The organism is Plectonema cf. radiosum LEGE 06105, from assembly GCF_015207665.1.
GTDB classification, from domain to species: Bacteria; Cyanobacteriota; Cyanobacteriia; order Cyanobacteriales; family Nostocaceae; genus Rivularia; species Rivularia radiosa_A.
Map to the genome: position 1 here is coordinate 82,998 of NZ_JADEWL010000005.1, position 22,616 is coordinate 105,613.

A 22,616-nucleotide genomic window follows, 5' to 3' on the forward strand; every position below is an offset into this window, starting at 1 on the left:
TCTAAATTACTTATTAGATAAATCCATAAAATTCGCCAATTTCAAAACAATCCTTGCTCCCACATTACCATCCCATTCGGCATCACCGACTTCACAAATATCAAAACCAATTATTTTTTTCCCACTATTTACAACTTCTCGAATCAAACAATAAGCTTGTTCTAATTCCAAACCTCCAGGAACCGGAGTTCCAGTATTTGAACATAGTTTGGGGTCTAAACCATCGGCATCAAAGCTAATATAAACGTATTCGGGTAAATGACTAACAATTTCCTTACATAAATCAATCCAAGTAATTCCAGAATAAAGCTTTTGCTTGGTTATTGAGTCGTAATAAGCAACTATTCTATCGTTAGATTGATTAATCATTTCTACTTCATCATGACAAATATCCCGCAAACCAACTTGTACTAATTTTGATATTTGCGGTAACTTCATTGCGTTATACATAATTGAAGCATGGGAAAACTCAAATCCTTCGTAAGCGTTACGTAAATCCGCGTGAGCATCAATGTGTAAAATCCCATAACTTGAGTATTGCTCTGCTAAGGCTTGCATATAACCCAAAGGCGAAGCATGGTCTCCACCAATGACTGCAACCCTTTTCCCATCGTTCATTGCTTGCTGAGATTTATCAAATAACCACTTATTGACGTTATCACAAACTTGGTTAATTTCCCTTAGTAATGATGTTAAATCAGGTGCATCATTTAATGATTTACCTTGTTCGAGTCTTTGAATAATTGTTGCTGCTTGCTGTCGGTAATATTGATTTTTATCTAACATATCTTGGGGAATTTCTATCATAAAAAGTCCTTGCTTCCATCCATCGGGATTATCAAAATCGAATAAATCTAACTGTGGTGAAGCATCAAGAATTCGTTGTGGTGCGTTAGCTGTACCTGCTCCGTAAGAAACTGTGACTTCCCAAGGTATAGGAATGATAATTAAGTTCGCTGAGTCGTAATCGAAGGGTAAACCGAAGATATTACCGTTGATTTGTCCGACATCGCTGGGGTTGTAGTTTTGGTAGTGGTTGTTCATGGTAAGTTAGTAACAAAAATATAAATATAGATTAGGTTGAGGGTTAGTTGAAATACTGATACCATTACAAAATGTAAATCAGTAACTTTTTAGACAATGGACTTCCCGATTTCAATCAAAGGCGTATTAATTATAGATGACAAAGTTCTATTACTCAAAAATGAACGCGATGAATGGGATTTACCAGGTGGAAGAATTGAGTTAGGAGAAACACCTGAAAATTGTTTAATTCGTGAGTTTCTAGAAGAAGTATCGGTAAATGTCAGAGTTGAGCAAATTATTGATAGTTATTTATTTGAAGTTATTCCTGATAAACACGTTTTTATTGTCGCTTATGGTTGTCAGTTGCAAGGCGATTTTTCTCCACAAATAAGTGACGAACATCAAGAATTCGGATTACATCCAATTAATCAGTTAGAAAATATAAATATTCCATTTGGTTACGCACGCGCTATTAAAAACTGGGCAAAAATAAACCCCGTACATCTTTAAAATTTTCACTTATATTGCAATTATTTAATGTATAACAAAAAATCACTTTGCGCCCCTCTGCGTTTACCTTTGTGTCCCTCTGCGTTTACAATATTTGTACCCATAGAGAAAACTCTATCGGTACAATTTAAAAAAAATATATAAGAATTACTTAGACTAGATATCGTTGAATTATCTAGATTAATCATTCCTTTTTGCTGCATATAAAGCTAATCTATATATAATTAAGATTAATGAAGAAAAATTAAAAGTTAATCGAAGTTAATCGAACTGAAATTTTAAATCTTAACTTTCACAAAACAGTTGTAACTCTATAGTCGTAATTTATGATGCTTTTTTTAGAGGTGAATGAATGGCGCAATATCTACTAGAAACAGTTTGGTTAGTGCCGATATATGCCTTGATTGGTGGGCTTTTAGCTGTTCCTTGGTCTCCAGGAATAATTAAGAGAACGGGACCGAGACCTGCTGGTTATGTCAATTTAATCATGACATTTTTGGCGTTTTGTCATAGCGCGATCGCGTTATCAATCAGTTGGAATCAACCAAGATATGAAGTGTTTATTCCTTGGTTAGAAACAGCGGGTTTAAGATTATCTATAGATTTAGAAATATCTGCAATTAGCGTTGCCGCAATGACTGTAATTACTGGTTTAAATTTGTTAGCTCAGATTTATTCTATCGGTTACATGGAGATGGATTGGGGTTGGGGACGCTTTTATTCTCTATTGGGATTATTCGAGGCTGGTTTATGTGCTTTGGCTTTATGTAATAACTTATTTTTTAGTTATGTAATTCTGGAAATTCTCACTTTAGGTACTTATTTATTAGTAGGTTTGTGGTTTAGTCAGCCTCTAGTAATAACGGGTGCTAGAGATGCTTTTTTAACTAAAAGGGTAGGAGATTTATTTCTATTGATGGGGGTATTGGCAATATATCCTCTAACTGGAACCTGGAATTATCACGATTTAGCACAATGGAGTGCGAGTGCTAACGTTAACCCGACAGTAATAACACTAGTTTGTTTAGCATTAATTGTCGGTCCGATGGGTAAATGCGCTCAATTTCCTTTGCATTTATGGTTGGATGAAGCCATGGAAGGACCAGTTCCCAGTACCATTTTGCGGAATTCGGTAGTAGTTGCCAGCGGTGCTTGGGTATTAATTAAATTGCAACCAGTTTTGAGTTTATCACCCATAGCTTCTACCGCAATGATCGCAATTGGTACATTGAGTGCTATCGGTGGTGGATTAATTGCGATCGCGCAAGTTGACATCAAACGCTGTTTATCCTATTCCGTTAGTTCCTACATGGGTTTAGTGTTCATCGCTGTAGGGACACAACATGATGAAGCGGCTCTGTTATTAGTACTTACCCATGCTTGTGCTGCGGCTCTGTTAGTCATGAGTACGGGTACAATTGTCTGGAACAGCATTACTCAAGATATCACCGAATTGGGGGGATTATGGTCACGTCGTCCGATATCGGGAATCGCTTATATAACAGGCTTTTTAGGCTTAATTGCGTTTCCACCTTTAGGTAGTTTTTGGGCATTACTGCAATTAGCTTCAGATTTGTGGACAACGCAACCTTGGTTAGTAGGAGTAATTATCATCGTCAATGCTTTAACAGCAGTTAGTTTAACTAGGGAATTTGGCTTGGTTTGGGGTGGTAAACCTAAACCAATGAGCGCACGTTCTCCAGAAGTTAGCTGGCAAATGATTTTACCAATGATGATTTTATTTGGTTTTGTGTTGCATCTGCCTTTGTTATTACAAAATTTATCGATTTTACCAAGTTGGGTAAATTTGAATAAAGATGTGGCACTGTTATTAATTTGGTCAAGTATTTTCGGTTGTAGTATTAGCGGAGTAATTTATTTAGGGAATATTCCTAAACCTGTGAGCTTACCCTGGAAAAGGTTACAAGATTTAATCGCTTACGATTTTTACACACCGAAGCTATACAAAATGAGTATTGTTTTGGGTGTTGATCTACTTTCCAAATTAACAGATATGGTTGACCGCTTTGTGGTTGATGGCATTGTTAATTTAGTTGGATTAGTATCCCTTGGTGGTGGTGAAGGTTTAAAATACAGTAATACTGGACAAACTCAATTTTATATGTTTACCGTACTTTTAGGAGTCGGTATTTTAGGAATGATTGTGACTTGGCAATATTGGGGAAATCAATTTTTAGAAATCATGTTTTAGAGGTTAAAGGTTAGAGGTTAAAGGTTAGAGGTCAAAGGTTAGAGGTTAAAGGTTAGAGGTTAGAGGTTAAGGTACTTCCAAAAAATAATTTATTCAATGACTGTAGTAGCGAGCTTTCCGGCTCGCACTACCCAATCTAAAATGTATGTTTTGTTATTTGGAAGTCCATAATTATGAGTAACAAATATCAAACAACAACTATCAACTGTCAACTGTCCACTGTCAACTGTCAACTAATATGATAAGCGCTTTAATTTGGATACCTATTTTTGGGGCGATAATAATCGCTTTATTACCTGCAAAAATTCCTACAAATCGAATTCGTTTAGGGGCTGGATTAGTCGCACTAACGACCTTTTTCTGGAACGTATTTTTACTGTTTAGATTCGATATCAATAATCCCAGCATTCAGTTACAAGAATATCTTCCTTGGAATGAAACTCTTGGTTTAAGCTATCAATTGGGAGTTGATGGACTTTCAATATTAATGTTGTTTTTAAATAGTCTTCTCACCTGGATTGCTATTTACAGCAGCGATAAAGAAACCCCACGACCTAGACTTTTTTATTCTCTAATTCTCCTAGTTAGCGGTGGAGTTGCAGGTGCTTTTTCGGCACAGAATTTATTGTTGTTCTTCCTATTTTATGAACTAGAATTAATTCCTTTTTACCTATTAATTTCAATTTGGGGTGGGGAAAAACGCAGTTATGCGGGTATTAAATTCCTGATTTATACCGCTGTTTCGGGAATTTTAATTTTAGCTACTTTCTTAGGTATAGTTTGGCTAAGTGGTTCATCTAGTTTCAATTATGATGCAATTTCTACTCAAAATTTATCCGCAACCCTGCAATCATTATTACTTATAGGAATCATCCTCGGCTTTGGAATTAAAATACCTTTAGTTCCTCTACATACATGGTTGCCCGATGCTTATGTAGAAGCAAACACACCTGTTGCGATTCTTTTGGGTGGAGTACTGGCTAAATTGGGAACCTATGGCATTTTAAGGTTTGGATTGAGCTTATTTCCCGAAACTTGGAGTACCTTTGCACCTACTTTAGCAATTTGGGGAGCAATTAGTGCCATCTATGGAGCATTAACCGCGATCGCACAAAAGGATATCAAACGCATGGTAGCATATAGTTCCATCGGTCACATGGGCTACATACTACTAGCAGCAGCAGCCAGCACACCTTTGGCTTTGGTGGGTGCGGTTTCCCAAATGTTCAGCCACGGTATAATTTTAGCCATCCTGTTCCATTTAGTGGGAGTTGTAGAAAGCAAAGTCGGAACTCGCGAGTTGGATAAGCTTAATGGTTTAATGAGTCCGATTCGAGGCTTACCACTGATTAGCGCTTTACTTGTATTAGGTGGTATGGCTAGTGCTGGTATTCCTGGTATGACAGGGTTTATTGCCGAATTTCTGGCATTTCAAGGCAGTTTTAGCGTCTTTCCGATTCAAACATTATTGTGCGTTATAGCTACAGGTTTAACCGCAGTTTACTTTGTAATTCTCCTTAATCGTACCTGTTTTGGCAAACTTGATAATGACTTAGCTTACTATCCTAAAGTCTTCTGGTCAGATAAAATGCCAGCATTAATATTAGCAGGTTTAATCATCTTTTTGGGAATACAACCTACTTGGTTGGTACGTTGGAGCGAACCTACAACCACCGCAATAGTAGCTCATATTCCTATCATTGAAAAAAGCCCAACTCCACAACTAGCGTTGAATCAAAATTAAAAATTCATAAAAAACCCTCTTATTAACCATCAACCATCAACCAACAACCATCAACCAACATGGTACAAATATCCGAACAAACGACTACAAAATTACCACCATCAACTCACGAATTTGCTGAAGTAATTCACCGCTTAGAAGCTGGTGGTTCGATGTTACCCGATACACCAGAAAACCTCATGCAAATTATTGGTCTTTATAAAGCATACGCGGTACCAATGGATTTCTATTGGCGCGATTTGCTTTATATTGCCGAAAGAGAATTTTTAAATCCTTTTCCCTTTTTCAAATATTTCTTACCCCAGGAGTATTTACAAAGACACAATCATTATGCTGGTGATGATGCAGAATTAAGAGTTTGGCGGGGTGAAGCCACAGCACATCCGGAACTTTTGGAATTTATTGAGAAGGGTGAAACCATCAAAATGCCAAAGTTATTGCATCATTTATTTCACGATAGAATCAACATGGAATTCGCTGAAGCCTGTATGCGAGCCATGCTCTGGCATGGTAAGGATATGGGTTTAGGTAAATTTGATAGTTATTTAGATACAGAAGAATATAGAGGAAATGCGGATAGAGCAATCAAAGCCTATTTTAAAGGTAATCCGGTAATGCAGTTGCTCTACAAACTATTCCCAGATATGTTTTTAGAACAGTGTCGTCAAGCTTCCTATTATTCCAATTTAGGTTTATTTTGGGAAGTAATGGCACCAGTTTTCTTTGAAATGTCAGATATGTATGACGAAGGGAAATTGACTAGTGTACCCCAAGCAATGGATTTCTTGGTAAATGGTATTTTTGCGGTTGCAAGTCGTCCGATTTATCATCATGTTTATGTAGGGGATGAATGTTACGAAGTCATTCCCAAATCAAAAGGTTTTGTATGGCTATATGAAGCTGCTCTACCTTATGTCGAAGCAGTATTTTATCGTACTGCTCCTTTTAGAGGAACAAAATCTTATAACGCTCAAGCGAAACAAATACCTTCAGAGCAAAAAGACTTTCATTATGGAATTTTGTATGCTGATGTCTTTCCTGTAGCTACAGCAGGAATTCCTCCAACATTATTAATGCAAGATATGCTGCATTTTTTGCCACAATATTTAATTGATTATTATCAACAATATTGTCGCGGTGAGGATGATATGTTGATTCAGTTGGGAATTAGTTTTCAACGTTCCATGTACAACGTTACATCAGCAGTAATTCAAGCTTTACGCACGGCAACTTTATATCCTTTAGATGATACAAATTCCGAACATTTACAAGCAAATCGGGACTTTTTTGAAACCCAGTTAAATCGATTTACTCGTGAAGATTATGGAATGAGAAATGCAGCAAAATTAAGAGATATTCAACGACAAGATTATCGTTAGATATTTCCAAACCCTCTTTTACAATAGGAGGGTTAATACCAAAAAATCGCGTGAAAAGCTTACAAAATAGTAGCTTTCACATCCCGCCCGATCAGCAAGCCGTAGTTATTATTTCCACATCTGTAGTGAAAACTAAAAATCCTTCTTCTCTTGATTCCCTATTCCCTGTTCCCTTGATTATGATATAACTTAGTATTTAATTAAACCGATATCAAAGAATTATCATCCAAATTCCAACTCATATCACCTTGAATAATATTAATTGCTTGATTATCAATATTTGGTGATAAATCTTCAGTGCTACCCAATTGAATATCGCTAACTTCTACCTTCCATAATTCATTATCAGAACTGAAGTATAGCTTATCTTCTATTACAGTAAAATTATTTGGGTCAAGACCATCACTTTTAGGGTCAATATTTTCTTGAATTAAATGAGTTCCTTCCAAAGTACCATCACTCACCCATAAATCAGAACCATATTCACTATTTTCTGCACTGAAAAAAAGTTTATCATCAAATAGAGTGAGATTTTTCGGATTAGAACCTTGACTTCCCGGATTGATATCTTTAACTAACTTAGTACCATTTTGTGTACCATCACTTACCCACAATTCCTGCCCCAAATCTTGACTATAAACGCTAAAGAATAGCTTATCATTAACAATAATTAAATTTTCTGCATTAATATTAATATCCTGACTATCAGGAATAATATCTTTAAATAAATAAGTACCAACTTGAGTACCATCTGTTACATACAATTCTTCTCCAAAGTTTTCATCATAGCTTTCAAAATATAGTTTATTCTCAAATACGACTGAATTATAAAAAGAACTATTTGATTTGATATCTATTGGATAAGTACCATTTTCTGTACCATCGGTTATCCAATAATCTAAATTATTTCTACCATAATTATCATTATTATTATTTTCGACGGCAAATAAAAGCTGATTATTGAACGGAAAAAACCCATTATTATTAAAAGTATCTCTTATCGGTGTATCGAACTCTTTAAATAATCTAGTACCATCTTCTGTCCCATCTGTTACCCAAAGTTGTGTTTGTCCAAATACCTCATTAGTATCACTATAAGCACTGAAAAATACTTTGTCATTTAAAATAGTTAAATTACTAGGACTCGAACCTTGATTTCCGATATAAATATCTTTAAGCAAATTAGTTCCTTCTGGTGTTCCATTACTAACCCATAATTCTTCTCCAGTATCGTCATTATAAACATTGAATAATAATTTATCCCCTAATACAGTTAAATATCTGGGACTAGAACTATTAACTATAAATTCATTCTCATTAATAGAAGTAATTCCAGGGTAAATATCTTTGAATAAACGAGTCCCATTCTCTGTACCATCAGTTACCCATAACTCTTCCCCAGTTTGATTATTAAAAGCGGTAAAAAACAGCTTATCCTTAAATAAAATAACGTTAGATATTCTTGAACCTTCACTTCCCGGATTGATATCTTTTAACAAATAAGTACCATTTTCCGTACCATCACTTATCCATAATTCGCTTCCATTTTCCACAGTCTCAGCAATTAGGATTAAATTATCATCCAAAACATTTACAATCCCAAGACCATAAGTTCTATAGGGGTCAACATAAATGTCATAATCAGAAAGATTATCTCCTGGAATAATATCTTTGATTAAATAAAGATTATCACCGCTTTCATCTGTTCCAAATAATTCATATCCGAAATTGGGTACATAAGCTGTGAAAAACAGTTTACCGTCAAAATTAGTAAACCCTCTAGGATTATAAAGACTTCTTCTAGTTTGATTAATATCTTTAACTAAATAAGTACCATCTTGTTTACCATCACTTACCCACAATTCCCTTCCCGTTTTACCATCATTAGCACGGAAGAAAAGTTTTTGGTCACTAACGGTAAATTCAGTTGGGTTAGAACCATCAACTGGATTAATATCTTTGACTAAATTTGTCCCATTATCACTACCATCACTTACCCATAACTCTCTTTTCAACTCAGAATTATTAGCACTAAAAAATAACTGCTCATTAAAAACAGTTAATTCTTGAGGATTAGAGCTGTTTATTCCTGGATTAATATCTTTGACTAAATTTGTCCCATTATCACTACCATCACTTATCCATAATTCGGTTCCAAATTCAGCATTATAAGCACTGAAATATAATTTGTCATTGAAAACATGAAAATTTTTGGGATTAGAACCATCTATTCCGGGATTAATATCTTTGACAATAAAAGTACCTTCTTGAGTACCATCAGTTGTCCATAATTCAGAACCTTTCTCATTATCGTAGGTACTAAAAAAAAGCTGATTATCAAATGCGATAAAATCATCTGCATCCGCATTTATAACAACAAAAGTACCGTCTTCTGTACCGTCACTTACCCACAGTTCTCTACTGGAACCATTCGGATCATAATTATCTAAAAGAAAGAAGAGTTTTTCGTTAGTAACAGTAAATTTCAAAGGAAAAGAACTATCAGTTCCTCTATTAATATCTTTAACTAGATAAGTACCATTGTCTGTACCATCACTCACCCATAGCTCAAATCCATTTTTTCCATCATTACCCAAGAAAAATAGCTGATTATTAACTACAGCAAACTCATAAGAACCAACACCATCATCTTCTGAATTAATATCTTTAACTAAATAAGTTCCATTCTCGGTACCATCACTCACCCACAATTCTCTTCCCTTCTGATCATCATCAGCGGAAAATAACAGTTTTTCATTTACAACATTAAAATTACCAGGATTAGAACCATCACTTCCCGGATTAATATCTTTAATTAACTTAGTTCCTTCTTCTGTCCCATCTGTTACCCATAATTCTGAACCTGTCTCATTATTTGAAGCTCTAAAAAATAACTGTTCATTTACAACCGTCAAACTGTCAATATTTGAACTATTATTTCCAGGATTAATATCTTTAATTAACTTAGTTCCTTCTTGTGTTCCATCTGTTACCCATAATTCCGTACCTGTTTCATTATCTTCTGTGACAAAAAATAGTTTGTCATTTAAAACGACGGGATTTGAACGATTATCTTGATTTTCAATTTCTTTAATTAAATAGGTACCTGCTTCCGTTCCGTCACTGATCCATAATTTATTTTTTCTGTCACCATCATTAGCTGTAAAGAAAATTTTATTATTGAAAGCAATCAAATTATTAGGCTCAGAACCATCATTTCCTAGATAAATTATTTCAACTTTATCCACATGATAATCTTGAGAATTAGACATGATTTATACTCTTGGAATATCAAAAATTACTGGCAAATATAATAAAAATTGAAATAATTCTTACCCTGAGTTTAATTCTGAGGATAAGAATTATTACATTTAATTAATTTAATTAAATAATTGCTTTGAGGGTATCAAAAAAATCGGGATAAGAAACTGATGCAGCTTCCGCACGATTAATTGTAGTCGAACCGGATGCATTCAAAGCGGCGATCGCCAAACTCATAGCAATGCGATGGTCGGTAAAACTGTCAAGTTCGGCACCAGTAAGAGAAGTACCGCCAGTAATTTCCATTCCATCAGCTAATTCATTTATCCTGGCTCCCATAGAATTGAGTTGGTTTGCCATTACAGTAATGCGATCGCTCTCCTTAACTCGCAATTCTGCGGCATCTTTAATTACAGTAGTACCCTCGGCAAATACTGCTGCCACAGCTAAAACGGGAATTTCGTCAATCAATCTTGGAATGATATCTCCCTCGATAGTGCAGCCTTTAAGCTTGCTGGAACGAACCCTTAGATCAGCTACAGGTTCCCCTGCGACCTCCCTTTCATTCTCACGGGTAATATCAGCCCCCATCATCTCCAAAGCTTCCAAAACACCAGTGCGAGTCGGGTTAACGCCAACATTTTCAATCAGCAGTTCAGAATCTGATACAATTGCACCAGCTACCAACCAAAAAGCCGCCGAACTTATATCTCCTGGTACAACCACGGTTTGTCCGTATAGCTGCACCGGACCATTAACGCTAACGCTATGAGTTTGGGCATCAATATCCAATTTTGCCCCAAATGCTTGTAACATCCGTTCACTATGGTCGCGAGACAGCGCTGGTTCGGTTACGGTAGTTTTACCCTCAACCGATAAACCAGCCAGCAATATACAAGATTTAACTTGTGCCGAAGCTATGGGAGAATGGTAGTGGATCGGTTTAAGGTTTTGCCCACAAACTGCCAAGGGTGCTTTAGAATTATGATCTCTTCCCCAAATTTGCGCTCCCATTTGTTGTAAAGGTTTAACAACACGAGACATCGGACGCGATCGCAAGGAATTATCCCCAGTCACGGAAAAAAAACGTCCTTCATGGGATGCCAAAATTCCTAACATCAGTCGCAAAGTGGTACCAGAATTCCCAGCATCTAAAACATCAAGGGGTTCGAGTAAATTACCCAAACCAATACCCTTAACTTTTACCAATTCTGTATTCAAATCCGAAACTTCTGCTCCCATAGCTTGGAAACATTTAGCCGTACTGCGGGGATCTTCTCCCAAAAGTAATCCCTCGATCCGGGTTTCACCTTCAGCGAGTGCGCCCAACATCAATGCTCGATGGGAGATAGATTTATCACCGGGGACTCGAATCTTACCATTTAAAGATAGTCCCCCTTCTGGTCGCCGAACAACCAACTTTTGGAGGAGGTTTTGTTTAGTTTCTACGGTTATAACAGGAGCCGACATTAGGATAAACTGGCGTGTAACTGTACGAGAAAGTTATACCAAAGTAAAAGCTGAATGTACAAACCTCCTCGCTAGTATCCTACCGCTAAACACTGCACACCTGACCCTACATTAAACTTATTATTTATCCAATTGCTTCCCAATCTATTCCTCCCATGCTGACTCATCAACGCAAACCCGTTTATCTCTCACTAATATCAACAGATTTACCAGTTGAATCTGTTGTAGAAGCTGCTGGTACTTTATACCAAAAAGATAGCCAGCGCTTTCACCTGTTATTAAATGCACCACCGCTCAAAACTTGGCAAGAAGCAAAAGCCCAAAATTCACCAAACACCACAGTAACACCAGCCCAAACCAATGCTCGCGTTTCAGGAAGCCCCAGAATTTTATGGTTAGAAATATCACCTTATAGAGTAACTATGACAATGCAAGGTAATCCACATTTAAGTTACCGTCACTTCTGGGAAAAAGGAATTTACGGTATGAGTCGCTACTGGTTACCTAGTGAATCCTTGCAAAATAACCAACCAATCCGTCTGAAAAATTTTACTCGCAATCTCACTTTGAGCGGGCATCCTTTACCAGAACACCTGCGCGTAGAATACGAATTGTGGAGCGGCAAACTTCAATTAGGAAATTACATCCTCAATTTAGAAATTCAAAATTAATTGTTAGTTGTTAGTTGTTAGTTGTTAGTTGTTAGTTGTTAGTGATTGGTGGTTAACTGTCAACTGTCAACTAACTAAAATAACTCGGCTCATTTCCCGGTTTCCACTTAATATTACAACCGATGCTCGGCTTTTGTTCTGACGTTAACGATTTCCCCGTTAACACAGCATTTATCGCAGCACGTAAATCTTTACCCGTTACGGGTTTACCATTACTCGGACGACTATCATCTAGTTGTCCGCGATAAAATAGTTTAATCTCATTATCAAATAAGAAAAAATCAGGTGTACAAGCCGCAGTGTAAATTTTTGCAATTTCCTGAGTTTCGTCATAACATAGAGGAAACTTGAAATCCAATTCCATCGCCATTGTTTTTAATAAATCCGGTGCATCATCTGGATAATTTTTGACATCATTCGCACAAATAGCAACAATCCCCAAATCGGTTTGAAAATAATCTTTTCCTAATTGAGCTAATTCTTCCTGTACGTGCTTTACAAACGGACAATGACGACAGATAAACATTACCAAAATTGCTTTTTTATCCGCAAAAGTAGAAAGAGAAATAGTCTCTCCAGATACCACATCAGGTAGTTGAAAATCCGGAGCCTTCGTTCCCAAAGCCAACATCGTTGAAGCAGTTAAAACCATAGCTTTTCTGACACTCTTATTCAAAAAAAAATATTTTTCAGTTATTTTAAACAATCAGGTACGAAAGAAGCATAAAGCATGACAAAATAAATATTCTCTCATTCCCTATTATTTAATTAAAACATGAATCGATTTCGAGTAGAAGTTCTGACAAAAACACAGAACCCACAGCAAATTATTTACGCTGCAATGCATCAAGATTACACCGATAGCTTCGTGTATGATGAACGTGAAGAATTCCCCTCAGAATCAAAATGTGGTGAAGTGATAGTTAAACGTCTTCTTGCAGGTGAAAGAGGACATTACGGACCTTTAGAACATCCTCAAATCGTCTTCAATTGTGGCTACTTTCCCCACAGCGTCATGCAACAAGCTCGTACCCATCGTATCAGCGTATCTTTTGATGTTCAATCCTTTAGATATACCTCAGAACAATTTCTGAAAGTAGCTGAAGGAAAAAGAGATATAGAAGATGTTTTTTATCTACGTCCTGTAGATTATTACACGAATCGTCAAGGCAAAAAATATTACTATTCACCCGAACAAAGAGAAGCCGATTTAAATTGGTGTATGGAGGCTGTGAAGCGATATAAAATTGATTTTGATAATGGCATTTCTGAAGAACATATTAGAGGAAAAATGCCATTTGATTATCGTCAGCATTTCGTAGTTAGTTTCAATTTAAGGTCTTTGATGCATTTCTTAGATATGAGAAATAAAAAAGATGCTCAACTTGAAATTCAAAAACTATGCGAGTTAATGTTAATACATTTTGAAAATTGGGTTCCAGCAATCGCCGAATGGTATAAAATTCATCGTTTAGCTAAAGCCAGATTGGCACCATAATCAGTTATCAGTTATCAGTTATCAGTTATCAGTTATCAGTTATCAGTTATCAGTTATCAGTTGACAGTTACCAATTACCAATTACCAATTACCCATTACCAATTACCCATTACCCATTACCCATTACCAATTACCAATTACCAATTACCCATTACCCATTACCTTTTTTAAATTCTTGCAATTGTTACTCTTTCGGGTTGGTCTTGATATTTACCCTTACGAGCTTCATAACTAATAGCACAAGGTTCACCTTCAAAAAATAATAACTGTACTACACCTTCATCAGCATAAATGCGGCAGTCTGCACTTGAAGAATTAGAAAATTCTAAAGTTAAATGGCCCCTCCACGCAGCTTCCGCCGGTGTCAGATTAGCAATTATTCCACATCTAGCATATGTAGATTTACCTATACAAATTACCGAAATATTATCTGGAACTTCCAGTCGTTCCAAAGCAACACCCAAACCATAAGAGTGAGCGGGTAAAATAAAATAATTTCCAGCTTCAGACGTGTGTAGCTGTGTTGACTCTAGATTTTGCGGATTGAAATTTTTCGGATCTACTACAGTACCGGGAATATGTCGAAAGATGCGAAACTCATTTCCAGAAAGGCGTATATCATAACCGTAGGACGACAAACCGTAACTAATAACGCGATTCGGCGGTAAACTACCTTCGTGACGGTCAACTTCTCTAATTAAGTTGGGTTCAAAAGGATTAATCATCCCCTTTTGAGCCATTTGAGAAATCCAGATATCGTTTTTAATCACAGAGTAAAATAATTAAAGGTCAAAGGTCAAAGGTTTAAGGTCAAAGGTCAAAAATGGTCTGGGGTCTAGTAGTCCACCAAGGGAACGAGAGCCTGGGGTTTATGCAATTTACTACTCACTACTCCCACCCGGCATTTTTGGCTTGGTCGAGTACTACTAGGTTAGTGAGTTAAGACTAACGGAGTTAATCATTACGAATTACGAATTACGCTGTTCGGACGACGAATTTCTGTAATCTCATCTGCTAAATCCAAGATACATTTAGGCATTTCCGCTCCCGTAAGCATAATATCAACACTTTGGGGACGGTTGGCCAAAAATTCTAAAACTTCTGCTTCAGGAATTAAACCAAAGTTCATTGCTAAACTTAACTCGTCTAATACAACCAAAGAATACTTACCCTGATTTACTACACTTAACGTATGCTGCCACAACAAATGTAATGCTTCAGTTTCAGCATCATCTAGATGGGGTGTGTCAATACAACGCGGTAAATTACAGCGAATCCAATGCAAATTTTGCCCCAGAACAATAGGATTATCTTGTCCCTGACCAATACCACCTTTGAGAAATTGCACTATCAATACTGGTGTACCTTGACCAGCTATTCTCAGTGCTTGCGCCATGACGCTAGTAAAAAAACTACGATAAGAACTAGTGAAAACCTTTACTAATCCTTTGATTGTATGGGATGGACTAGCAGTCGAATTTATACTTAGAGTTTCTAGCTGAGCAACCATAAATTAATGTAAAAAAAACAATATAAATTAAGCATTTCTGCTGAGGCATTTTTTAGTAAACTTACTTATGAATACTTATAAATTAAGTCCACCTTCCTCAGATATGTGATATTTAAAAGCTAACTGCATTCTTAGTCAACCACTACATTTACGCTTAAGTCAATAGTTATTAAAATTTATATTTATATTGTCAAAAACAATGATGTATGGTAAATGAAAAACTTATTTTAATCAGCCAGTTGAATTCATTAATAAAGCTGAAAAAAGTAGCTCTCAGATTAAGTTGTCGTACAAATAAACAGACTAAAGCCGTATCTATGTAAATAAGGATGTATAATTGATATTTTCTTGCCATCGCGATTAGCAAATTTAAAGTAAAACGGCGTATCGCCCCACACCCAAAACAAGACTAGTTATTAATTTCACTGTTGAATATTCATTCGGTCGAGAATACCCACCTAAACTATATAACGTTCGGTAGTGCTAAGATGGCATGATAGTACATATATTCTATTAAGTTTATCAAACCAAAATCCCAAATCAATCTATTTTAGAGGCTCAAATGGCGGTTAACACAGACAATGCAAGCAAAGAGAATGCAGGCAAGCAAAAAGCTCTCAACATGGTACTTAGCCAGATAGAGCGCACTTTTGGTAAAGGTACAATCATGCGTCTTGGAGATGCAACCCAGATGCGTGTTGAGACGATTTCCAGCGGCGCACTTACCTTAGATTTAGCTTTAGGTGGTGGTTTACCAAAGGGACGAGTAGTTGAAATTTACGGACCAGAAAGTTCTGGTAAAACAACAGTAGCCTTGCACGCAGTCGCTGAAGTACAAAAACAAGGTGGAATTGCCGCTTATGTAGACGCGGAACACGCTCTTGACCCTACTTATGCTGCGGCTTTGGGTGTCGATATTGAAAACTTGTTAATTTCCCAACCAGACACCGGAGAAGCTGCTTTAGAAATCGTAGACCAGTTAGTACGTTCTGCTGCGGTTGACATTGTAGTCATTGACTCGGTAGCAGCACTAGTTCCCCGCGCAGAAATTGAGGGCGATATGGGCGATGCTCATGTGGGTCTCCAAGCGCGATTGATGAGCCAAGCATTACGTAAAATTACTGGTAACATTGGTAAATCTGGCTGCACAGTCATGTTTATTAACCAGTTGCGTATGAAAATTGGTGTCAGCTACGGTAATCCCGAAACTACTACTGGTGGTAATGCTTTAAAATATTACTCTTCGGTGCGTTTAGATATTCGACGTATTCAAACCTTAAAAAAAGGTACAGAAGAATTTGGTATCCGTGTTAAAGTCAAAGTTGCTAAAAATAAAGTTGCACCACCTTTTAGAATTGCGGAGTTCGATGTCATCTTCGGTAAAGGTATTTCAACCCTAGGCTGTATTGTTGACCTTGCAGAAGAAACTGGCGTGATTAACCGGAAGGGAGCTTGGTACAGTTACAATGGTGATAATATTTCTCAAGGAAGGGATAATGCCATCAAATTCCTTGAGGAAAAGCCTGAAATGCTTGAAGAAATTAGGCTAAAAGTCCGTGAAAAGCTCGAACTAGGTGCTGTTGTTTCTGCTAATTCTGTGGGACAATCAAGCGATGAAGACCAAGAATCAGAAGAAGAAGAAGAATTTGAAGAAGAATAACGTCTAATATCATGACCGCGATAACACTTATCTTATTTGTAAAGGTGAGTGATACTTAATAAGTAATTTGCCGGACTTGATATCTTCAGATCAACTTTAATTTGTATTTTATAAATAAGACGGCTAATTACTATTAGCCGTCTTTATTTATATTTTACATCGGTATGGTATATTTTTTAACTATTTTCAGATAATTTATAAATTCAGATATTTATCTAATTTTATCTCGTCAACTTCATGCAGCCCAAAATATAAAACTTTCTCAACTCTTTGTCAAATCCTGATTAAATAGAATCTTGCGGTGTTTGTTTACTATAAAAAGTTTCTAAAATATCGGATTTCCACTGTTGACTTAATTGCTCCTCAAAGGTTTGTATTCTAGCTAGTTCATTAACTAAACTTTCCTCTTGAATGCATTCGCTATCCGAAAGCTTTCGAGTTTTAGTGTTGTTCTTATAGTAAGCTAATGTTTCTGTTTTATCGTTACCTGTTTTAGGTACCAACTGCATCAATAACTCTACAGCTACTGTAGGTAAAACACAGCAACTATGATTAACAAAAAAATAAAAAGTAATATTACCTACCCTAACAATATCTCCATCTTCCAGCTTTGTCGGTTGGTAAATCTGTTCGCCATTGATAGAAGTACCGTTAGTACTGTTAAAATCTACTAAATAAAATCCTTGCTTAATGTATCGAATAGCAGCATGGCGACGAGATACGTATTTGTTATTAATATGGATTCCGCTGTTGCGATCGCGCCCTATAGTCCAAGTATGCTGAGACTGTCGTAAACTTTCGCTTTTTCCATCACGTAGATTTGTGGTAACATAAACCATATCGTCATCAACAACAGCTTGTATATAATGCGACTGATTTATCCTTAATGAAGATTGGGATAAATTTTCTAACTTAAGAATTTGTTCTAAAAGGCTGCCATGATTTTCATACAACTTAACAAAAACCTGATATAGACTTAATCGCTGCTGTAGGTCTTCTGTGATGGATTCGGGTGTTATGGGTGAGCCTTTCACTGATAAAAAATTTAACTCGCTAATATCGCTCATAACTATTTAGTCTCAGCCTACAATCAGGGACAGCTAATTATATCGGTTTCCACACATATCTTTACTGAGATTCCAGGCGCACTGAGTTGTTTCGGAATATAATCGATTAACTTAACCCCAGTAGCGAAAAGAACGCTACCGTTTTTGCTAACATCTGCATTTTCGCACAACATTATGAAACTTTTATTTAATAATTTTAACTTTTATTTACTTAGTCTTATATTGTACATTTTTTCATGCACATTATAATAACATTATTCATTAAAAATATCTTAAGCTTTTGAAAAGGAACAACCTTAATATAGAAGTTTGTTTAAATAAAAGATTCCTCTACAGCAATCTTAAAATCAAAGGAACTGTAGAGGAATCTTTTATTATCCACGATAAAATTTTTTATTTGCGGAGCGTCTATTTATTTGCTTGTAGAAAATCCTTGAGGAATTTTCAAACAACCCACTCCCATTCCAAATATAGCGATATTGATATTATTATGATTTGGGGCTGTTTTCCTCGTCTTGAGGACTATTATTTCAACGCTAAAATTTTCGCCTGTTTTATTAAAGGTTAATATATTATCAAGGTTTATGATGATTGAAGCATTAAATAAAATTAGGTAGAACTCAGAAATGTTTGTCAATTTTTGTCTTAAATCACAATAAACCTCTTCTACCGTTAGGACGTATAGTCATCCAGTTAGTTTTAGCCAACGCTAACTGTTCTGGAGAGATTTTAGCTCCAGTAAGATTCGCACCACACAAATTAGCTCCACGAAGATTAGCATTACTTAGATGAGCATAACTGAGGTCTGCACCTCGGAGGTCTGCGGATTCCAAATCAGCATGATTGAAATAAGCTTTACTTAAATTAGTATCTTTAAGATTAGCTTTGTTTAAATTAGCTCGTCCAAAATCGCTATTGTAAAGATTTGTACCTTGTAAGTTAGCTTTTTCCAGCTTAGAAGAATGAAAATTTGTTTCTGATAAATCGGAACCTTGGAGGTTTAGCAAACTTAAATTGTGCGAAGCAAAATCTCTCCTTCCCTTCAAGTAAGCAGCTAGTAAGCTTTCAGAATTTAAGCGACGCTCTGGATTTGATTTATAAGCAGAAGATTTAGTCGAATCCGAGATAGAAGCTGCTGTTTTGGATGTCACTACACTACTGTTAACGCTTCGGGTTGTTAAAGTATTACCAGAAGCGGCTTTAGCTTTTCTTGCTCGAATCGCTGCTGCAACTTGAGCTACTCCGGCACTAGAGAAATTAGTAGAAGAATTGTTGCTATTCGTACTAGAATCAGCAAAACCTGTGGAAGTTTTCTGACTGCCAACAAGGTTTGATGGAACAGCTAAACCAGAAGCCAAACTATCAAGGTAAGGCTCCATCTCCATCGCTCTGAGAACTTCCTCCGCTGACTGGTAACGGTTGCGGACTGACACATCCATCATCTTTGTTAGGACTTGTACAAAGTGATCGCTTAAGTGTACAAGGTGTTGCCACATCACCTCACCCGTCGCAGGATTATATTCCAAATCCTTGGGAGATTTACCAGTTAGTAAGTATATACACGTAATACCCAAAGCATAAATATCGCTAGCGTAAACCGGACGCATCGCCATTTGCTCTGGAGGAGCAAAACCAGGAGTACCAATAGCATAGGCAGTTAATGCTGTTTGTCCCGATTGCATCGCTGCTGTCTGACTAACTTGATTTTTCACAGCGCCAAAATCAATCATCACTAATCTCGAATCTTGAGCGCGACGAATCAAGTTCGCGGGTTTAATATCACGGTGAATCACTTTTTGGGAATGGATGTATTGCAGTAATGGTAAGATTTCACTTAAAAACTGCTTGACTCCTACTTCACCTAATACTCCGTTACGTTTCACCTCCTGCTGTATAGTTGAACCGTGGACATATTCTTGAATTAAATAGAAATGTTCGCGGTCTTCAAAATAGTCTAGTAAACGTGGAACTTGGGGATGATTCCCAATCTTGCCCAGGGTGGCGGCTTCTCGCTCAAATAATTCCCGTGCCATTTGTAAAACATGAGGCGCAGTTCCCGAAGGACGTAGTTGCTTGATTACGCAACTCGGTTCCCCCGGTAAAGCTTCATCTTGTGCCAGAAAAGTCGCTCCAAAGCCACCTTGACCCAAAGATTTGGTGACTCGGTAGCGATCGCGCAACATAATTCGCGCTCCACAAGATTGGCATCTTTCACTAAATGGCAGGTTTTCAGGATTGAGACAGTTCGGATTTAAACAGTAGCTCATGCACTGTCAACTCGCTACAAAAATAACGGTGAGCAATTACTCTATTTTTATTATCAACAGATGTATTCCAGGATGCCAGGTGTAAATTGCTGATTTAGTTTTGAAGAGTTTCTAAACTTACGTATTTATTTGATTAATTCTCCGTACATATACGGTTCTTGGCGTTACTAGATCAAAAAGCTGTAAAACCTTAATTTTTCGTGGGGTAAGAAGTCGGGTTTTTATGAGTGTTTTCTCGTTTCATGAATAGAAAATCGTAAAAACCCGACTTCTCTCGATTATCGTTGTAGTTTACTTGCCCCAAAGACCTCCCCGACCCCACTCCCGGCAGCAACCTGACGGTTGATAGTGGTCGGGGGTCAACTCGTCGCCGCCCAAAAATTCATCTCCGGAGCCTCTCGTTCCGGGTAGGCGAGAGGCTTCTTTTTGTTCAAGCTAAAAACTATGCTAATATACATATGAACATATGTTCAGATTTTCTGAAATATTTGTAATTAAAAAGTATTTTCCGGAGGCTAAGGAAAAATGACAACTACCGTAGATTTAATGAAATGTGCTTGCGAAAAATGTTTGTGTATTGTCAATGTTGAAAATGCAGTCAATAAAGATGGTCAATACTATTGCTCCGAGGCTTGCGCTGAAGGTCATAAAACCATGAAAGGTTGTGGACACAGTGGCTGCGGTTGTAACTAATCGAGTTAAATTTTTCGTGAAAAGTTCAATCCCGGCTTATTTTTGAGACGGGATTGATACAATAATTTCTGCTTACAAGGTAGACATTACATATAGTGCAGCTTGCAAAGTTCGTTCAATATCTTCTGGGGTGTGAGCTATAGAAGTAAATCCAGCTTCAAATTGAGAAGGTGCTAAGTAAATACCATGTTCCAACATCCCACGATGGAAGCGTCCAAATTTTGCAGTGTCCGAAGCTTTCGCATCTTCATAGTTATGAACCGGACCGCTGGTGAAGAACATTCCAAACATCCCGCTGATATTACCACCACAAGCATCATGACCAGTTTCTCTAGCGACTTGCAATAAGCCATCGGCTAACTTTTTGGTAATTTGTTCTAAGTAGTCGTAAGTACCTGGCTTTTGCAGCAATTCTAATGTTTTAATTCCGGCAGTCATTGCCAAAGGATTACCACTGAGGGTTCCGGCTTGATACATTGGTCCTGCGGGTGCAACCATAGACATGATATCTCGACGACCGCCGTAAGCTCCTACAGGTAAACCACCGCCGATAATTTTACCTAAAGTGGTTAAGTCTGGAGTCACGCCAAACTTTTCTTGAGCGCCACCATAGGAAATACGGAAACCCGTCATTACTTCATCAAATACTAATAATGCACCGTGTTCGTGAGTGAGTTCGCGGAGTCCTTCCAAAAATCCAGCATCTGGAGTAACAAAACCAGCATTTCCTACAACTGGTTCTAAAATTACCCCAGCAATTTGGTCGCGGTTTTGTTCAAATAGTACTTTTACAGCTTCGAGGTCGTTAAAGGGTGCGGTTAGAGTATCACTGGTAACAGATTTGGGAACTCCCGGAGAGTCGGGTAAACCCAAAGTTGCAACTCCAGAACCCGCTTTCACCAAAAACATATCCGCGTGACCGTGGTAACAGCCTTCAAATTTGATTATTTTATCTCGTTTGGTAAAAGCTCGCATCAGCCTTAACACAGCCATACAGGCTTCTGTCCCAGAGTTAACAAATCTTACCATTTCAATACTGGGGACGGCATCGATAACCATTTCCGCTAAGACATTTTCCAATACCGAAGGAGCGCCAAAGCTAGTACCTTTTTCAAGAGCGGAATGTAAAGCAGCAATTACTTCGGGATTGGTATGACCACAAATTGCCGGACCCCAAGTACCAACATAGTCTATGTATTCGTTGCCATCCACATCCCAAATATACGCGCCTTTTACTCGGTCAAAAACAATCGGTTGTCCGCCTACAGATTTAAACGCACGCACGGGAGAATTAACTCCTCCGGGCATCAAGCTTTGAGCAGCTGCAAAGATTTCTTGTGATTTGGTAGTTTTAATCGTTGTATTTACCAAGGCTGTCTCCTAGAGTCTAATTATAATGGTCTATCTTTTGATAGGGGTTCATGCTGTTTCAAGGTTATTGTCAAACTCAATTAGCTGAACCAAAAAAATAACGATATGTTATACAAGTCAAATCAGGATTTGCCGTCTTGAGATTCGCAATCGCTAATAGCTAAGCTGTTTCAGATGTGTATAATTGCGGCTTTTAACTCGGCTGTTTATTGGGATGGTCAAGCTCTGTTCAGTTGATCAAGTCGCCTTAAGACCATTGAAAAAGTTGCACTCAACA

The 22,616-nt window shown here is 37.2% G+C and carries 17 protein-coding genes; 8 read left to right on the plus strand and 9 right to left on the minus strand.

The window, feature by feature from the left end:
- Window positions 1-6: 6 nt before the first annotated feature.
- Window positions 7-1,044 carry an agmatinase family protein gene (locus tag IQ247_RS02700; RefSeq protein WP_193916776.1) on the minus strand — a complete coding sequence of 346 codons (1,038 nt, stop codon included), beginning with the start codon at window positions 1,042-1,044 and terminating at the stop codon, window positions 7-9.
- A 96-nt stretch (window positions 1,045-1,140) separates the two neighbouring features.
- Here IQ247_RS02700 and IQ247_RS02705 point away from each other — a divergent pair, with 96 nt between their 5' ends.
- The 4 genes from IQ247_RS02705 (at window position 1,141) to IQ247_RS02720 (ending at window position 6,871) form a co-directional block, all read left to right on the plus strand.
- Window positions 1,141-1,536: an NUDIX hydrolase gene (locus tag IQ247_RS02705; protein WP_193916778.1), complete on the plus strand. Its 396-nt coding sequence runs from the start codon at window positions 1,141-1,143 to the stop codon at window positions 1,534-1,536.
- A 352-nt stretch (window positions 1,537-1,888) separates the two neighbouring features.
- Window positions 1,889-3,748, plus strand: coding sequence for an NAD(P)H-quinone oxidoreductase subunit F (locus tag IQ247_RS02710; protein WP_193916780.1), 1,860 nt, complete (start codon window positions 1,889-1,891; stop codon window positions 3,746-3,748).
- A 238-nt stretch (window positions 3,749-3,986) separates the two neighbouring features.
- Complete coding sequence (locus tag IQ247_RS02715) at window positions 3,987-5,492, plus strand: NADH-quinone oxidoreductase subunit M (protein WP_193916782.1); 1,506 nt, start codon at window positions 3,987-3,989, stop codon at window positions 5,490-5,492.
- Window positions 5,493-5,551: 59 nt separating this feature from the next.
- Window positions 5,552-6,871: a CO2 hydration protein CupA gene (locus tag IQ247_RS02720; RefSeq protein ID WP_193916784.1), complete on the plus strand. Its 1,320-nt coding sequence runs from the start codon at window positions 5,552-5,554 to the stop codon at window positions 6,869-6,871.
- A 200-nt stretch (window positions 6,872-7,071) separates the two neighbouring features.
- Here IQ247_RS02720 and IQ247_RS02725 read toward each other — a convergent pair whose 3' ends face one another.
- Both IQ247_RS02725 and aroA read right to left on the minus strand, forming a co-directional pair.
- Complete coding sequence (locus IQ247_RS02725; protein ID WP_193916786.1) at window positions 7,072-10,143, minus strand: ELWxxDGT repeat protein; 3,072 nt, start codon at window positions 10,141-10,143, stop codon at window positions 7,072-7,074.
- A 112-nt stretch (window positions 10,144-10,255) separates the two neighbouring features.
- On the minus strand, window positions 10,256-11,602 hold the full coding sequence (gene aroA, locus IQ247_RS02730; RefSeq protein WP_193916788.1) for a 3-phosphoshikimate 1-carboxyvinyltransferase: 1,347 nt from the start codon (window positions 11,600-11,602) through the stop codon (window positions 10,256-10,258).
- A gap of 155 nt (window positions 11,603-11,757) precedes the next feature.
- Here aroA and IQ247_RS02735 point away from each other — a divergent pair, with 155 nt between their 5' ends.
- Window positions 11,758-12,273, plus strand: a complete 516-nt coding sequence (locus IQ247_RS02735; RefSeq protein WP_193916790.1) for a hypothetical protein — start codon at window positions 11,758-11,760, stop codon at window positions 12,271-12,273.
- A gap of 70 nt (window positions 12,274-12,343) precedes the next feature.
- On the opposite strand, the gene IQ247_RS02740 is transcribed toward IQ247_RS02735, so the two are convergent.
- On the minus strand, window positions 12,344-12,925 hold the full coding sequence (locus IQ247_RS02740) for a thioredoxin family protein (protein WP_193916792.1): 582 nt from the start codon (window positions 12,923-12,925) through the stop codon (window positions 12,344-12,346).
- 123 nt (window positions 12,926-13,048) lie between these two features.
- On the opposite strand from IQ247_RS02740, the gene thyX reads away from it, so the two are divergent.
- The gene (gene thyX, locus IQ247_RS02745) at window positions 13,049-13,771 is read left to right on the plus strand and encodes an FAD-dependent thymidylate synthase (protein ID WP_193916794.1); all 723 of its coding nucleotides are present in this window, start codon (window positions 13,049-13,051) and stop codon (window positions 13,769-13,771) included.
- Window positions 13,772-13,938: 167 nt separating this feature from the next.
- Here thyX and dcd read toward each other — a convergent pair whose 3' ends face one another.
- Together dcd and IQ247_RS02755 are read right to left on the minus strand one after the other, a co-directional pair.
- Window positions 13,939-14,541 (minus strand): dCTP deaminase, encoded by a 603-nt coding sequence (gene dcd, locus IQ247_RS02750; RefSeq protein ID WP_193916796.1) that lies wholly within the window; start codon window positions 14,539-14,541, stop codon window positions 13,939-13,941.
- 191 nt (window positions 14,542-14,732) lie between these two features.
- On the minus strand, window positions 14,733-15,281 hold the full coding sequence (locus tag IQ247_RS02755; protein WP_193916798.1) for a P-loop NTPase family protein: 549 nt from the start codon (window positions 15,279-15,281) through the stop codon (window positions 14,733-14,735).
- Window positions 15,282-15,843: 562 nt separating this feature from the next.
- Between IQ247_RS02755 and recA the strand changes: the two genes are divergently transcribed.
- Window positions 15,844-16,941 carry a recombinase RecA gene (recA, locus tag IQ247_RS02760; RefSeq protein WP_193916800.1) on the plus strand — a complete coding sequence of 366 codons (1,098 nt, stop codon included), beginning with the start codon at window positions 15,844-15,846 and terminating at the stop codon, window positions 16,939-16,941.
- A gap of 284 nt (window positions 16,942-17,225) precedes the next feature.
- Here the strand turns inward: recA and IQ247_RS02765 are convergent, their stop codons facing one another.
- Together IQ247_RS02765 and IQ247_RS02770 are read right to left on the minus strand one after the other, a co-directional pair.
- Window positions 17,226-18,008: an FHA domain-containing protein gene (locus IQ247_RS02765; RefSeq protein ID WP_193916802.1), complete on the minus strand. Its 783-nt coding sequence runs from the start codon at window positions 18,006-18,008 to the stop codon at window positions 17,226-17,228.
- Between the two features lie 650 nt (window positions 18,009-18,658).
- On the minus strand, window positions 18,659-20,275 hold the full coding sequence (locus IQ247_RS02770) for a serine/threonine-protein kinase (protein ID WP_193916804.1): 1,617 nt from the start codon (window positions 20,273-20,275) through the stop codon (window positions 18,659-18,661).
- Between the two features lie 525 nt (window positions 20,276-20,800).
- Here IQ247_RS02770 and IQ247_RS02775 point away from each other — a divergent pair.
- On the plus strand, window positions 20,801-20,968 hold the full coding sequence (locus tag IQ247_RS02775; protein ID WP_193916806.1) for a metallothionein: 168 nt from the start codon (window positions 20,801-20,803) through the stop codon (window positions 20,966-20,968).
- 72 nt (window positions 20,969-21,040) lie between these two features.
- Here IQ247_RS02775 and hemL read toward each other — a convergent pair whose 3' ends face one another.
- Window positions 21,041-22,339 carry a glutamate-1-semialdehyde 2,1-aminomutase gene (gene hemL / locus IQ247_RS02780; RefSeq protein WP_193916808.1) on the minus strand — a complete coding sequence of 433 codons (1,299 nt, stop codon included), beginning with the start codon at window positions 22,337-22,339 and terminating at the stop codon, window positions 21,041-21,043.
- Window positions 22,340-22,616: the final 277 nt, after the last annotated feature.